At 62.9% G+C, this 14417-nt stretch carries 13 protein-coding genes; 6 read left to right on the top strand and 7 right to left on the bottom strand.

Annotated elements, in window-relative coordinates; genetic code table 11:
* Nucleotides 1–110 precede the first annotated feature (110 nt).
* The 6 genes from ABI213_RS00535 to nirB form a co-directional block, all read right to left on the bottom strand.
* Nucleotides 111–752, bottom strand: coding sequence for a hypothetical protein (locus ABI213_RS00535; protein ID WP_348005176.1), 642 nt, complete (start codon nucleotides 750–752; stop codon nucleotides 111–113).
* A 245-nt stretch (nucleotides 753–997) separates the two neighbouring features.
* Nucleotides 998–1762, bottom strand: a complete 765-nt coding sequence (gene cobA, locus ABI213_RS00530; RefSeq protein WP_348005189.1) for a uroporphyrinogen-III C-methyltransferase — start codon at nucleotides 1760–1762, stop codon at nucleotides 998–1000.
* A gap of 65 nt (nucleotides 1763–1827) precedes the next feature.
* Nucleotides 1828–2757 carry a DNA-binding protein YbiB gene (gene ybiB / locus ABI213_RS00525; protein ID WP_348005177.1) on the bottom strand — a complete coding sequence of 310 codons (930 nt, stop codon included), beginning with the start codon at nucleotides 2755–2757 and terminating at the stop codon, nucleotides 1828–1830.
* A 63-nt stretch (nucleotides 2758–2820) separates the two neighbouring features.
* The gene (locus tag ABI213_RS00520; RefSeq protein ID WP_348025668.1) at nucleotides 2821–5622 is read right to left on the bottom strand and encodes a molybdopterin-dependent oxidoreductase; all 2802 of its coding nucleotides are present in this window, start codon (nucleotides 5620–5622) and stop codon (nucleotides 2821–2823) included.
* 12 nt (nucleotides 5623–5634) lie between these two features.
* Nucleotides 5635–6015: a nitrite reductase small subunit NirD gene (gene nirD / locus ABI213_RS00515; protein WP_348005179.1), complete on the bottom strand. Its 381-nt coding sequence runs from the start codon at nucleotides 6013–6015 to the stop codon at nucleotides 5635–5637.
* 66 nt (nucleotides 6016–6081) lie between these two features.
* Nucleotides 6082–8514, bottom strand: coding sequence for a nitrite reductase large subunit NirB (gene nirB, locus ABI213_RS00510; RefSeq protein ID WP_348005180.1), 2433 nt, complete (start codon nucleotides 8512–8514; stop codon nucleotides 6082–6084).
* Nucleotides 8515–9046: 532 nt separating this feature from the next.
* Here nirB and ABI213_RS00505 point away from each other — a divergent pair.
* Nucleotides 9047–10798 (top strand): bifunctional protein-serine/threonine kinase/phosphatase, encoded by a 1752-nt coding sequence (locus ABI213_RS00505; protein ID WP_348025666.1) that lies wholly within the window; start codon nucleotides 9047–9049, stop codon nucleotides 10796–10798.
* Between the two features lie 188 nt (nucleotides 10799–10986).
* Here the strand turns inward: ABI213_RS00505 and ABI213_RS00500 are convergent, their stop codons facing one another.
* Nucleotides 10987–12225, bottom strand: a complete 1239-nt coding sequence (locus ABI213_RS00500; RefSeq protein WP_348005182.1) for an MFS transporter — start codon at nucleotides 12223–12225, stop codon at nucleotides 10987–10989.
* 389 nt (nucleotides 12226–12614) lie between these two features.
* Here ABI213_RS00500 and ABI213_RS00495 point away from each other — a divergent pair, with 389 nt between their 5' ends.
* From ABI213_RS00495 to ABI213_RS00475, 5 genes are all read left to right on the top strand, one after another.
* Nucleotides 12615–13016, top strand: a complete 402-nt coding sequence (locus tag ABI213_RS00495; RefSeq protein ID WP_348005183.1) for a VOC family protein — start codon at nucleotides 12615–12617, stop codon at nucleotides 13014–13016.
* A 10-nt stretch (nucleotides 13017–13026) separates the two neighbouring features.
* On the top strand, nucleotides 13027–13170 hold the full coding sequence (locus ABI213_RS00490) for a hypothetical protein (RefSeq protein WP_348005184.1): 144 nt from the start codon (nucleotides 13027–13029) through the stop codon (nucleotides 13168–13170).
* Nucleotides 13167–13439 (top strand): DUF1801 domain-containing protein, encoded by a 273-nt coding sequence (locus ABI213_RS00485; protein WP_348005185.1) that lies wholly within the window; start codon nucleotides 13167–13169, stop codon nucleotides 13437–13439. Before ABI213_RS00490 ends, ABI213_RS00485 begins: the two co-directional genes overlap by 4 nt.
* Before the next feature lie 7 nt (nucleotides 13440–13446).
* Nucleotides 13447–13938, top strand: a complete 492-nt coding sequence (locus ABI213_RS00480) for a GyrI-like domain-containing protein (RefSeq protein WP_348005186.1) — start codon at nucleotides 13447–13449, stop codon at nucleotides 13936–13938.
* Nucleotides 13939–14012: 74 nt separating this feature from the next.
* Nucleotides 14013–14417 (top strand): HTH domain-containing protein (locus ABI213_RS00475; protein WP_348025664.1); only part of this gene is annotated, 405 nt, incomplete at its 3' end.

Here is a 14417-nt window from a genome sequence, read left to right as displayed (position 1 = left end):
TTTGACCCGACCCTTCATCAAAAATGACGTACTCATCGTTCCATGATGCCCAGTGCAAACTGGTTGCTGGATTAACTTTGTAGCTCGTATTCTTTAAAATTTTCTAATTCCTAGATAACAATTTTTTGTAAATTAGTTTTGAAGAATGTCAATGAACTTGGCTTGGCTTTGCAAAGACTAATAACTTGTGCTGGTGTGTAGGGGAAGTTTTTAACCCCCGAGGCGGTGCTGCCCGTGGTGCAAACAATGGCGTTGAACAACGCCGTAATCCAGGCCGCTTCATCAGAGCCTGTATTGGTGGTCATGGTTGTTTTAATAGAAGTATTGCTGCCACAGCCAAATACAGAATAAAAAGACGCGCTATCCTTAAACTTTATACCTTGGCACGAAACTGTATAGGTTTTAGTCGGCTTGTCATAGGTGCAGCTCGGCCATTTAGTGCAGTCGTTGTAACTTGTTGGGGGGCAGCCAGAGCAGGTCTGGGCGGTAGGGTCCTTGGAGTGAACGCCCGATGCCATGCTGGAGACCGTGCAACGCGTGCCATTGATCGTTTTTGACATGGTGCCCGTACCCGCCAAGGTATGCATAGGGATGGCCGCAGCGGCGATCACCGAAGAACCTTTGCCCAGGCTTTTCAACAGCATACGACGGCGCGCGATGGCATCCGATGTCAGGCCAGCAATGCCAGCTTGCACGGGCATCATGCCGGCTGTTTCAGTATCGGGCGTTGAAATATGAAGATTCTTTGACATAAGTAGTCCTGAGCGTTCTTTGAGCGGCCGCTAAATTCGGGCTGATAGCTAAATTACAGCAAATATTGTGCCTTGCTCGGATTATAAAAAAAAATCCAAGTAATTCAACGGCTTAAAGAGCATGCGTGTGGGGCAATGCCTCCATTCCGTGCAAAAAGTCCGGACTCTGTAAAGAAAACCGACACCCACTATGCGAACCCCTGTGGCACGTACGGGTTCCAGGCCCAAGCCTGCGTTTGTGAGGTTTATGCTGCCTGCGCCCGCGCGCCGTCGACCGCCATTTGGATACCGCGCACGACATCACCCACCACCATGACCGATGGGCTGGCGAGTTGTTCGCGCACGATGGTGTCATGCAAGGCACCCAGAGTGGTCACCACGTGGCGTTGGGTGCTGAGCGAGACGTTTTGCACCACCGCTACGGGTGTGCTGGCGGGCAGGCCGGTAAGCAGCTCGTCCTGGATGCGGCGGGCACCGCTGACACCCATGTAGATCACCAGGGTGAGCTTGGCGCTGAAGGCCGTGGCGGCCAGGGCTTGCCAGTCGGTGCCTGCGTCATGGGGCTTGGCGTGGCCGGTGACGAAGACCACGCCGTGGGCATGCTCGCGGTGGGTCAGGGGGATGTTCAGCGAGGTGACAGCCGCCAGTCCGGAGGTGATGCCGTTGATGACGCTGACCTTCACGCCCGCAGCCTGCAGGTGTTCGACCTCTTCGCCGCCGCGGCCAAAGATGAACGGGTCGCCGCCCTTGAGTCGCACCACGTTTTCGCCTTCGCGGGCGGCCATGACCATCAGCTTTTCAATAAACGCTTGCGGCGTGGATTTGCAGCCACCGCGCTTGCCGACGTGGACGATGCGGGCCGTGGGCGAGGCAAAGGCGATGATCTCGTCGCTCACCAAGTCATCGACCAACAGCACGGTAGCGGCCTGGATGGCTTTCAAGGCCTTGATCGTCAGTAATTCGGGGTCGCCCGGCCCAGCGCCAACCAGCGTGCATTGGCCAAGGTGCACCGCTTTGGCGGGTACACGCTCGTGCACGGTGCCAAAACTGGTGGGAAAGGAGGTATCGGTGGGCTTCATACGGGGGCCGTGGTGTTTTCAAATATTTGCAGTGTCAACCGCAAGATGTGCGCCACCTGCTGGGCGATGGGGGCGGGCACGGGTTTGCGCCCGGCCAGCACGTCGCGGATGTACGTGGCGGTGCTGTCGGCATCAATTTCTTTGGGCAAGTCGGGCACCACCGCCAGCGGGCCGGACTGGGCTTCTTGCATCAGCGTGGGCTGGCCGCGCAGGTAGCCGGTCATTTGCGGCGCACGGCGGGCGTCGGCCACCACTTCGCCTTCGGTGCCGCGCAGCAGCAGGGCGTTGGATTCCATCAGCGCGAAAGTGGCGGCCATGGACACGGCGTATTCGGGGTGGGTGTAGCTGCTGACCACCAGGGCCGGGCCGTCGGTGGGTGCCATCAGCTTGACCAGGCTGTGCGCCGGGTTGCGCAGGCCGACGGCACGGCGTACGTCCAGCAGACGCTTCAGGCCGGGACAGAGCAATTCGGTGGTGGCATAGGCTACTTCGCCATTTGCTATTTCTTTAATAGCTGTCAGCGCAGGTATATCCAGCGCCAGCAGCACATTTTGTGCAGAAATGCGGGTGGATTCGGTGGCCGTACCGTGGACCAGCACCGGCAGGCCTTCGCGGGCCAGCAGCAGGGCCAGCAGCGGGGTCAGCACCGGCAGCTTGCGTGCTCCGTTGTAGCTGGGCAGCACCACCAGCGGGCGGTCGCAGGCGGGCACCATGATCAGCCGCGCGTAGGTTGCGTCCAGAAAACCCGCCATCTCAAGCTCGGTTTCGCCCTTGATACGCATGGCCAGGCAGAAGCCGCCGATTTCCAGGTCGGTGACCGTGCCGTCCAGCACCTGGCCGAACAGGTCGGCGGCTTGCGTGCGTGACAAGGCCCGTGCGCCATCTTTGCCACGGCCGATTTCTTTGATGTATTGGCTGATTCCCATGGCGCGATTGTCGTAGATGGCTGATAACGATTGGTTATTTGCTGAATGAAGTTGGGCCCGGCATCACGCGGCTTGCGCCGTGGGCATGCTGGCGCGCACTAGTCTGCGCACTTCGGGCAGGCAGGAGCCGCAGTTGGTGCCGCACTTCAAGGCCGTTTGCAACTGGCCCAGGCGCTCGTCTTCAAAGCCACGGCAGTCCACCAGGGTGGTACGGATGGCATCGTCGGTGACGTTGAAGCAGGTGCAGATCTGTTTGCCGCGCGCCTTCACCGCCACCGGGGCCTTGCTGCCGGGCAGCAGCAGCAGGTGGCCGTAGGCGAGGGCGGGCAACTGGTCTTGCAGCAGGGTTTTGATCCATACCTCGGCGCTGGTGTCGCCCGCCAGCAGGAAGCCGGTGAGCTGGGCGTTGTTGGCCGTGCGCTCCAGCTTGACGGCGCGGCGCTGGCCCTTCTTTTTGTCGGCGTAGCGCAGCACGTCCACGCCGCCCAGTCCCAGCAGGGTTTCGATTTGGGCGATGACCTCGTCGGGCACGGCATCAAAGCTGGCGGCGCGGAACAGCAGGCCGGTGCGCTCGCGGCCAAACGGCACCACGCTGGCAAACGGAAACTGCGCCATCAGACCTTTGAGCTTTTCGCGCGCGGCCAGTGCGTCGGCCTCGGGCAACCAGGCCACGCCCAGCAGCGACCAGGGCATTTCGGCCTTCAGAATCTTGATGGCGGTGTGCTTGAGTTCGGGCTGCTTGGAGGTGGGGCAAAACACCGAATTGGTCAGCGCGTTCACCCCCATCAGCCGCTCCCCGTTGGCGCTGGTGCCGCTCAGAAACTCTTCACCCCAGTGCATGGCGATGAAGGTCTGGCCCATGGCGACTTCGGTGCTGGCCACCAGTGGCACCAGGATGGAGCCGCGCTTGCTGGTGACGTGGACCAGGTCGCCGTCGCTCAGCTGGCGGCGCGCCATGTCTTGCGGGTGCATCTGGATGCTGGGTTCGGCCACGTGGCCAAACAGGCGGCCCAGCGTGCCGGTGCGGCTCATGCCGTGCCATTGGTCGCGCAGGCGGCCAGTGGTCAATGAGAACGGGTAGCGGGCTTCGCGCGGCTCGGCCACCGGCTTGTAGACGGTGTTGGCAAAGTTGGCCTTGCCGTTGGTGGTGGGGAAGATGCCGTTTTCGTACAGACGCGCCTGGCCCACGGTTTCGCCCGTGCGCAGCGGCCATTGCTGGGCACCGGCATCCAGCATGGCGTAGTCCATGCCGGTGATGTCCAGGTCGCGGCCCCGGGTGGATTCGCGGTGCTCGTTCCAGATGGATTCGGGCGTGGGGTAGTCAAACAGTTGGGGTGGCTGGCCCAGTTCGGCTTCCAGCAGCTGGGCAAATTCCACGGCAATCGACCAGTCGTGGCGCGTCTCGCCGGGCGCGGCCACCGCGGGGCGCACGCGGCTGATGCGGCGCTCGGAATTGGTCACGGTGCCGGTCTTTTCGCCCCAGGTGGTGGCGGGCAGCAGCAGGTCGGCGTATTCGCAGGTGGTGGTGGTGCGGAAGGCCTCTTGCACGATGACCAACTCGGCGCGCTCTAGCGCACGGCGCACGGTGGCCTGGTCGGGCATGCTCTGGGAGGGGTTGGTGCAGGCAATCCACAGGGCCTTGATTTCGCCATCGGCCGCGGCCTGGAACATCTCGATGGCGGTTTTGCCTGGCTTGGACGGCACATCGGCCACGCCCCATAGCGCGGCGACTTCGGCGCGGTGGTCGGCATTGGCCAGATCACGGTGGCCGCTGAGCAGGTTGGCCATGCCGCCCACTTCGCGCCCACCCATGGCGTTGGGCTGGCCGGTCAATGAGAACGGGCCCGCGCCAGGCTTGCCGATTTGTGCCGTAGCCAAGTGCAAGTTGATCAGCGCGGCGTTTTTGGCGGTGCCGCTGCTGGACTGGTTCAGGCCCATGCAGTACAGGCTCAGCGTGGCCTTGCGACGCTGCGGGTCGCCTGACGCTCCCGTGGCAAACCACTGGGCGGCCTGGTGCAGCGCCTCTTTGCTGATGCCGCAGATTTGCGCCACCAGCTCGGGCGTGCAGTCGCGCACCGTGGCTTTCAAGGCCTCGAAATTGTTGGTGTGCTCGGCGATGTAGGCGGCGCTGGTCCAGCCCTCCCACAGCATGATGTGCAGCATGCCGTTGAACAGCATCACGTCGGTGCCGGGCTGGATGGGAAGAAACAGGTTGGCGATCTCGGCGATATCGGTGCGGCGCGGGTCGGCCACGATGATCTTCATCGCCGGGTTGGCCTTCTTCGCGTCTTCAATCCGGCGGAACAGAATGGGGTGCGCCCAGGCCGTGTTGCTGCCCACGATGAAGATGCAGCCGGTGTGGTTCACATCGTCGTAGCAGGCCGGCGGCGCGTCCGCACCCAGCGTGGTTTTGTAGCCCGCCACCGCGCTGCTCATGCACAGACGCGAGTTGGTATCCACGTTGTTGGTGCCGATCAGCCCCTTGGCCAGCTTGTTGAAGACGTAGTAGTCCTCGGTGAGCAACTGGCCCGAAATGTAGAAACCCACCGCGTCGGGTCCATGGTCGCGGATCACCTGGGCGAATTTGCGGGTCGCCATGCCCAGGGCGTGCTCCCACGACACACGCTGGGGCGGCTGGCCGCGCTGCAGCCGCTGCATCGGGTAGAGCAGCCGGGTTTGCATGGTGACCGCGGCCGTGGCGGTGTGGTGCAGGGTGGAGCCCTTGGTGCACAGGCGGCCAAAGTTGGCCGGGTGGTCGGGGTCGCCCCGCACGCCGGTGATCTGCGCGCCGGCGGATTCGATGATCACGCCGCAACCGACACCGCAGTATGGACAGGTGGACTTGGTTTCTGTGGGGCTGGTCATGTAACGTGAAATTTAAGCAGGTTGCACAGTCTTGGGGCCAGCGGTGGGCGGCACAAATTCCAGCGCCAGCGTGGCCAGTTCTTCGGGCATGAGGTGCACGCTGCCGTCTTCTACCTTGACGCTGAACTTCTGGGTGCAGCCCACATCGGGCTCGCGCACACAGCCGTCTTTGAGATCGATGTTCCAGTTGTGTAACGGGCAGGCCACGCTGGTGCCGAAGACGATGCCCTGGCTCAGCGGGCCGCCTTTGTGCGGGCAGCGGTCGAGCACGGCAAAAACTTCGTCCTGGTCGTTGCGGAACACGGCCACGTCCATGCCTTTGGTGCGGGTGACGCGGCGCGCGCCCAGGACCGGGATGTCATCGACGCGGCAGATGATTTTCCATTCGCTCATATTGCTATTCCTTTCGTAGCTGCCAGCGCAGGTGCTGCCTGCGCTGGAGCCCTTATTTTTATAAATTTATACAGGGATGGCTGCGAACTGTCGGGTGTCCACTTGCGCGTCTTTAAAGTCAAACCAGGGGTCGGGCTCGCCGTCCAGCGCAAACTGCAGGCGTTCCCACAGGGCTTTGCGGCCGGCGTGGTCTTCCAGAATGCGCTGCTTGATGTGTTCCATGCCGACGCGCGCCACGTAGTGCACGGTGCGCTCCAGGTACCAGCCTTCTTGGCGGTACAGCTCGCAAAACGCGCCGGTGTACTCCAGCACTTCGGCCGAGGTTTTGACCTTCACCAAGAAGTGCGCCACCTCGGTCTTGATGCCGCCGTTGCCCGCGATGTACATTTCCCAGCCGCTGTCCACACCGATCACGCCCACGTCCTTGATGCCCGATTCGGCGCAGTTGCGCGGGCAGCCCGACACGGCAAACTTCACCTTGTGCGGGGCGTACATGCGCCACATCGCGCGTTCCATGTCTTTGCCCATCTGGGTACTGTCTTGCGTGCCCATGCGGCACCACTCGGAGCCGACGCAGGTTTTCACGGTGCGCAGCGCCTTGGCGTAGGCGTGGCCGCTGGGCATGCCGATGTCTCTCCAGACGTTGACCAGGTCTTCTTTCTTCACGCCCAGCAGGTCGATGCGCTGGCCGCCGGTGACCTTGACGGTGGGGATTTTGTATTTGTCCACCACGTCGGCAATGCGGCGCAGCTCATCTGCACTGGTTTCGCCACCCCACATGCGCGGGATGACGCTGTAGGTGCCGTCCTTCTGGATGTTGGCGTGGCTGCGCTCGTTAATGAAGCGGCTTTGCGGGTCGTCCTTGGCCTCTTTGGGCCAGCTGGAAATCAGGTAGTAGTTGACGGCCGGGCGGCAGGTGGCGCAGCCGTTGGGGGTCTTCCAGCCCATGCTTTTGAAGACGGTGTCTATGGTCAAAAACTTGCTCTTCACAATCGCATCGCGCACCGCCTGGTGGCCTTGCTCGGTGCAGGCGCAGATCGCCTTGGTCTTGGGCGTGGCCGAGTAGTCGCCACCGGCGGTGAACATCAATATCTGCTCCACCAGGCCGGTGCACGAGCCGCAGGAGGCGCTGGCCTTGGTGTGCTTTTTGACTTCTTCCAGGGTGAACAGGCCTTTTTCTTTGATGGCCTTGCAGATCGTGCCCTTGTTGACACCGTTGCAGCCGCAGACTTCGGCGCTGTCGGGCATGGTGGCGGCTTTGCTGTGGCCTTCGTGGCCGGTGTCGCCGATGTTGGATTCGCCAAACATCAGCCGGTCGCGCACCTCGCCGATGCTGCGGCCATCGCGCAGCAGCTTGAAGTAGTAGCTGCCGTCCACCGTGTCGCCGTACAGGCAGGCGCCGATGAGCTTGTCGTCTTTCAGCACCAGCTTTTTGTAGACCCCGCCAAAAGGATCGCTCATCACGATTTCTTCGGTGCCTTCGCCGCCGGTGAAGTTGCCCGCGCTGAACAGGTCGATGCCGGTGACTTTCAGCTTGGTGGAGGTCAGCGAGCCCATGTAGCGGCCAATGCCGAACTCGGCCAGGTGGTTGGCCGCTACCTTGGCCTGTTCAAACAGCGGAGCTACCAAGCCGTAGGCAATGCCGCGGTGGGCCGCGCATTCGCCCACCGAGTAGATGCGGCCGTCGGTGACGGTCTGCATGGTGTCGGTGACCACGATGCCGCGGTCGATGTGCAGGCGCATGCTGGCGGCCAGGTCGGTGTTGGGGCGGATACCCACGGCCATCACCACCAGGTCGGTGGGTACCTGGCTGCCGTCTTTGAATTGCACGGCGCAGACCCGGCCATCGGCGTTGCCCAGCAGCGCCTGGGTGTGCGCGCTGAGCAGGAACTTCAGGCCACGCTCTTCCAATGATTCCTGCAGCAGCTTGCCCGCCACCGCGTCCAATTGGCGGTCCATCAGCCAGGGGTTGGTGTGCACTACGGTTACGGACATGCCGCGCAGCATCAGGCCGTTGGCGGCCTCCAGGCCCAGCAGGCCGCCGCCGATGACCACCGCGTTCTTGTACTGGGTGGCGGTGGCGATCATCTCGTTGGTGTCGGCAATGTCGCGGTAGGCGATCACGCCCTGCAGGTCCTTGCCGGGGATGGGCAGGATGAAGGGGTTCGAGCCGGTGCACATCAGCAGGCGGTCATATTCGGCCTCGGTCCCATCTTCGGCGCGCACGATGCGTTTTACGCGGTCTACCTCGACCACTTTTTTGCCGGCGTGCAGGGTGATGTGGTTGTCGCTGTACCACTCCCAGGAGTTCAGCACGATCTCGTCCAGCGTCTGCTCGCCGGCCAGCACGGGCGACAACAGGATGCGGTTGTAGTTGGGGTGCGGCTCGGCACCGAAGACCGTGATGTCGTACAGATCGGGGGCAACCTTGAGCAGCTCTTCAATGGTGCGCACACCGGCCATTCCGTTGCCGACCATCACCAATTTAGATTTCTTCATCGTGGGGACTCCAAAGGTGCCGTTGTGAAATGCCGAAGCCCGGTCCAGAAAATGTCCAGAACCATCGCCGACGCAGCGCAGCAAAAACAAGAAAGATAGATACGAATAGCCAAAGCCGTGGGGCCTCGGGCAGAACATGCTGAAAAGCACATTCTTTGCAAACACATGCGTGCACACGGCGTTGTGTGCGGGCTCCGCTGCGCGCTGGCAGCAGATGGGCGCTTCGTTACGCCCGCCTCAAACCACGCAAAACCTGTGCCATAGGATGGCCCGCTAGTCGGCTTGGCTTACACGGTGGCTCCCGGTGCCCTCCCTGTGCCGCTACCCAGGCGCAATATTTCTTTCTAAGTGCTTGATTTTTCTGGCATCTGTGTGTTTTTGCGGGAAGGCAGCGGGGATGGGTTCTGGGCAGGCAGCCCCAGGCAAGCCGCCCGCCAGAGCGCTATAAGTTGGTGCACGGCGGGATGGGGCCCGCACCAGACGCGTCGTTTTGCCAGCGGTGCCTTCCCGTGGTCGATAACATCCCCAGCCTATGGCATTCCAACTCGACATCGGTTTCACGTCTCTGGCAGGCACCAAACCCATCAATGAAGACTTTTGCGCCGCCATGCTGCCCGAGGCGGGCCAGGTCGACATGGGCTGCATCGTGGCCCTGGCCGATGGCGTGAGTACCGGCGGCATGGGCAAAGAGGCGGCGCAAACCACGGTGACCAGCTTGGTGCGCGACTACTACTGCACCCCCGAAACCTGGGACACCACGGTCGCGCTGGACCGCATCATCGGTGCGCAAAACGCCTGGCTGGCGGGCATCAACCGCCGCCGCAAACCGGCCCTGGGCCTGACGACACTCACTGCCGTGGTGCTGCGCGGCCAGTCGTACACGGTGGCCCATGTGGGCGATTCGCGGGCCTACCTGCTGCGCGGCGGCCTGTGCACCCAGCTCAGCCACGACCACGTACCCGACCACCCCGACCTGCGCCACCAGCTGCTGCGCTCCGTGGGTGTGGACGAGCGGCTGGTGGTGGATTATTTCCAGGGCGATCTGCAGGTGGGCGACGTGTTTTTGCTGGTGACCGACGGCGTGCACGGCGTGCTGGACGATACGCAGATGGCGCTGCTGGCCCGCGGCATTGAGGCCAAAACCGCTGCCGAAAGCCTGGTCCAGACCGCCCTGCAGGCCGGTAGCCGCGACAACGTCACCGCCATCGTGGTGCGCGTGTTGGGCCTGCTGGATGCCACGCTGGAAGACGAAAACCGCGCCGCCCGCGCGCTGCCCATCCCCGGCCCATTCCGCGTCGGCGACAGCATCGATGGCCTGAATGTGACCGCTCCGGTGGCCGACAACGGTATCAACGTGGTGGTGCAAGTGCGCCACCCCACGACCCAAGCCCTGTACGCCCTCAAAACCCTGCACCCCAGCCGCGCCCACGACCCGCAAGAGCGCGCCATGCTGGCCCACGAAGCCTGGCTGGCCAAGCGCATGGGCTCCTGCCGCGCGGCCGGCTACCTGGTGGCCTTGCACGACACCCACCCCGTCAACACTGCCACGGGCCAGGCTGCCAGTGCCTTCTACCTACTGTACGACTGGCATGGCGGCGAAACCTTGCAGCAGATGCTGGACCGGCAGCACAAATTCACTGTCCACCAGGCCGTCAGCGCGGCCCGCCAGGTGGCCCAGGCGCTGGGGCGGCTGCACCAGCAAAACGTCATCCACCGCGACATCAAACCCGCCAACCTGCACCAGGGCGAAGACGGTGTGCTGCGTCTGCTCGACCTGGGCGTGGCACTGACTGGTCGCGAGCCCGAGGCCATGCGCAAACTGCATGCGGGCACGCCCAGCTACGTCAACCCTGAGCAGTGGGGATTCAGTGCCTTGGGGGGCGACGCGGTAGAGGAACTGCCCACCACCCAAAGTGACCTGTTCGCCCTGGGCGTGACGCTGTACCAGCTGCTCACCCATAAGCTGCCCTACGGTGAGGTGCTGCCCTACCAGGTGGGCCGCTACTACCGCGACCCGATTGCGCCCAGCCGCCACAACCCCGAAATTCCCATCTGGTTGGACCACGTGGTGCAAAAAGCCGTGGCCCGCGACCAACGCCTGCGGTTTGAGACCGGGGAGGAGTTTTTGCTGGCTTTGGAACGCGGTGCATCGCGCCCCTTGACCGCACCCGCGCCCAGCCCGCTACTGCGCCGCGACCCGACCGCCGCCTGGAAACTGGCGCTGTTGCTGTCGGTGCTGTTCAACTTGCTGCTTTTATTTTGGCTGTTGTTCTTGCCAAAGTAGGCGCAGCCCGGCAAGGGCTCTGGACTGGTTTATGTGAAAAAATAGCTGCTAGCGCAGGTGGTACCTGCGCTAGCAGCTATAAATTGAATAGCTAATGGAATTTAGGCCGTGCGTGCGCGCCCACCTTTATGCCTGCGGCGAAACGGAGGTCTACCTGCTGCGCAGGCAGCAATTTCTTGCGAAATTTTTCACGCGCTGCGCGCGCGACCTCCCTTTTCAGCCCAGGTCCGCGTCCAGCGCATTTGCATCACCCGCAGCAGCAACAGCATGGCCGCTGCGCAGACGGCGAAGCCGACAAAGCCCCACAGATAGGTGCCCGCATGCTGCTTGCTCAGGCCCATGGCGTTGGGGATCAGGCCGCCGCCCAGGGCACCAATTTCGCCGATCATCGATCCGGCCACGGCGGTGGACAGGGGCCAGCGCAGTGGCACCAGTTGGAACAGTGCGCCGTTACCGGCACCCAGTGCGGCAAAGCACACCAGGAACAACAGCACGGTGAGGGTCAGCGAATTCTCGGCCAGGCCGCACAGCACCAGTGTGCCGCTAACCACCAGCAGCACGCCGGTCAAGGTGTTCACGCCGCCCCAGTGGTCCGAGATCCAGCCGCCAAACACCCGCAGCACCGCGCCCATAAAGGCGGCCAGCATGGTCAACTGGCCCGCCTGCACTTTGCTCACGCCGAACTGGTCGTAGAAGTAGCTGGGCAGAAAGGTGGTCAGGCCGATGAAGCCGCCAAAGGTCACGGCGTAGATCAGGCTAAAGGCCCAGCCGTCTTTTTCAAACAGGCAGGCAATGTGTTCCTTGAAGCTGGCGTGTTTGTCCAGGTCGGGCGGCTCCTTGGCGAAGACCACCATGGCCATCACGGGCAGCAAGACCGCCACGGCGGCAAAGCCGTACACGGTTTGCCAGCCGAAAGCCTGGGCCAGCGGCGGCGCCAGCAGCGCGGATATCGCGGTACCGATGTTGCCCGCACCTACGATGCCCATCGCCAGGCCCTTGTAGCGAGCGGGGAACGATCCCGAACCCAGCGACATGGCCACGCCAAAGCTGGCACCGGCAATGCCCAGCAACACGCCCATGGCCAGCAGTTCGTTGAAGCTCTGCACATAGAAATAGCCAAACAACATGGCGATGGCGATGCCGCCCATCTCCACCAGGGTGGCGTTCTTGCGGCCGATGTACTGGGCCAGGATGCCCAGCGGAAAGCGCATCAGCGCCCCGGCAAAGATGGGTATAGACAGCATCACGCCTTTTTCGGCGGGCGACAGCTTGTAGGCCTCGGTGATAAACGGTGCCATGGTGCCGTTCAGCACCCAGATGGCACAGGAGAACGCGAAGTAAAAGAATGCCGCGCCCAAGGTGGGCGCGTGGCCAGCTCTGAGAAAGCTGCGGAAATAGCTGGGCTGTATCGCCACGGTGCTTGTCATGGGGTAGGTCCTCTAGGTTTTGCATGCCCGCTGCGCGGGGAAACCGGTGCACCGGTCTCGCACGCGAACGTGCGCTGCCAGTGCGACAGAGCTGCAAAATGGCGGTTATGGATGTGAAACCCGCCAGCAGCAACCGCAAGGCAAAGCGCCATGCCTGGTTGAGTGGAAGGTAAAGCGTGTGCGTACGCCGTTGTGCGCACAGCCCGCCGGGTTAGGCGGGAGCGGGCGCGCCGTTACGCCCACATCCATTCGTGCAAGTCTTATGCCATGGTCATGCTGCACATTGGTGCGGCGAAATCGCGGGGGGGCAGTCTGCTGACACCATGTTGTCAGTAGCAGGTCTGCACCATACGGTTCTCTTTAACTGAACCCCCGAAAGGATGCATTCCATGTCTAACCCCAACGCCAACCCTAACGCCATTAGCTGGTTCGAAATCCCCGTAACCGACATCGCCCGTGCCCAGGTTTTTTACGAAACCCTGCTGGCCCAAACCCTGCACCGCGAGGTGTTTCCGATGGGCGGCCAGAGCTACACCCTGGCCATTTTCACCGCGCCGGACGAGGGCGTAAAGGGTTGCCTGCAAAGCGGAGCCGACACGCCGAAGGCGACGACGGAGGGCACGCTGGTCTACCTGGACTGCTCGCCCAGCATCGACGCTGCACTGGCCCGCGCCCAGACGCTGGATGCCACGCTGCTCAAAGCCAAAACCGCGCTGCCGCCCGGCATGGGTTTCATCGCCCACATCCAGGACCCGGACGGCAACCGCGTGGGCTTGCACGCCTTGGCCTGAGAATCGTCCCATGCAAGCTTTCGCCGACCCAAGAGTAGAAGCCGTCTTCCAAGGCTGGCCGCAGCCCATGCGGCGCAAGCTGCTGGCGCTGCGGCAGATGATTTTCGAGGTGACGGTTACTAAGCCGGGCGTGGGCGTGCTGGGCAAAACTTGAAGTGGGGTCAACCCGCCTACCTGACCCCGCAGACCCGCAGCGGCAGCACCGTGCGACTGGGCTGGGATGCGCGCAGCCCCGACCAGTGCGCGGTGTATTTCCATTGCCAGACCCGCTTGGTGGAGCAGTTCAAAACCTTGTTTCCGCACGACTTCAGGTTCCAAGGCCAGCGTGCCATCCTGCTGAATGCCAGCGAAGCCGTGCCGACCGATACCTTGCGCTTTTGCATTGCCATGGCGCTCACCTACCACCTGACCAAGAAGGATTGATGTCACCATGGACCAGTTACCCCACCATCCCCACCATCCCCACCTCGTCCACCGCGACCAGCCCCTGCACCTGGCCGGCATCACCACCCGCACCACCAACGCGGCCGAGTTTTCGCCCGCCACGGCCAAAATTGCGCCGCTGTGGCAGCGCTTTTTCTCGGAGCGGGTGGCGCAGTCGGTGCCCGGCTACAGCCCGCAGTCGGCCTTGTACGGCGTGTACAGCGCCTACGCGTCGGATGCCATGGGCGCGTTCGACCTGAGCGCTGCCGTGCTAGCCACCGAGGTACCAGAGGGTCTGGATGCCGTGACCGTGCCCGCCGGGCCCTACCTGGTGTTTGAGGCCCAGGGCCCCATGCCCGCCACGGTGATTGCGCTATGGGCGGCGGTATGGCAGCATTTTCAGGACCAACCCGCCTATCCACGCCGCTATGCCAGCGACTTTGAGGAATACCGCGGGGACGGGCGGATTGCCATCTCCATCGGTGTGGAGCTGCCCTGAACCGGATTGCTCACCTTTCAATAGCTGCCCGCGCAGGTGCTATCTGCGCTGGTGGCCTAAAAAGCTTGTAAATAATGCGCCGCGCTGACCGACTTTTCCACTTGGTACAGCTTGTGCGCGGGCGGCGCTTGTCCACCGCGGCATTTCTGGCCGAGCGGCTGGAAATCTCCGAGCGCACGGTCTACCGCGACGTGGCCGATCTGCAGCGCCAGGGTGTGCCCATCGAGGGTGAGCCCGGCGTGGGCTACCGCTTTGGCGCGGGTTTTGAGCTGCCGCCGCTGATGTTCAGCCAAGATGAGGCCAAGGCGCTGGTGGCTGCTGTGCGCCTGTCGCAGCCCTGGCTGGATGCCCCGCTGGCCCTGGCGGCCGAGGACGCGCTGGGTAAGATGCTCTCCATCCTGCCATCCGCCGCCCGGGTTGCCGCCGAGAGCCTGGCGCTGTACGCGCCGCCCACCAGCTACAACGGCCTGACAGCCCCG

The sequence above is a fragment of the Rhodoferax sp. genome (assembly GCF_039922535.1).
GTDB lineage: Bacteria > Pseudomonadota > Gammaproteobacteria > Burkholderiales > Burkholderiaceae_C > Rhodoferax_B.
This window is presented reverse-complemented; position numbering and strand designations above follow the sequence as displayed.

Coding starts and splice junctions, on each gene's coding strand:
- nirB (WP_348005180.1), bottom strand. CDS start 8,514: ATGAAGAAATCTAAATTGGTGATGGTCGGCAACGGAATGGCCGGTGTG.
- ABI213_RS00490 (WP_348005184.1), top strand. CDS start 13,027: ATGCAAGCTTTCGCCGACCCAAGAGTAGAAGCCGTCTTCCAAGGCTGG.
- ABI213_RS00495 (WP_348005183.1), top strand. CDS start 12,615: ATGTCTAACCCCAACGCCAACCCTAACGCCATTAGCTGGTTCGAAATC.
- ABI213_RS00535 (WP_348005176.1), bottom strand. CDS start 752: ATGTCAAAGAATCTTCATATTTCAACGCCCGATACTGAAACAGCCGGC.
- ybiB (WP_348005177.1), bottom strand. CDS start 2,757: ATGGGAATCAGCCAATACATCAAAGAAATCGGCCGTGGCAAAGATGGC.
- ABI213_RS00505 (WP_348025666.1), top strand. CDS start 9,047: ATGGCATTCCAACTCGACATCGGTTTCACGTCTCTGGCAGGCACCAAA.
- ABI213_RS00520 (WP_348025668.1), bottom strand. CDS start 5,622: ATGACCAGCCCCACAGAAACCAAGTCCACCTGTCCATACTGCGGTGTC.
- ABI213_RS00480 (WP_348005186.1), top strand. CDS start 13,447: ATGGACCAGTTACCCCACCATCCCCACCATCCCCACCTCGTCCACCGC.
- ABI213_RS00500 (WP_348005182.1), bottom strand. CDS start 12,225: ATGACAAGCACCGTGGCGATACAGCCCAGCTATTTCCGCAGCTTTCTC.
- nirD (WP_348005179.1), bottom strand. CDS start 6,015: ATGAGCGAATGGAAAATCATCTGCCGCGTCGATGACATCCCGGTCCTG.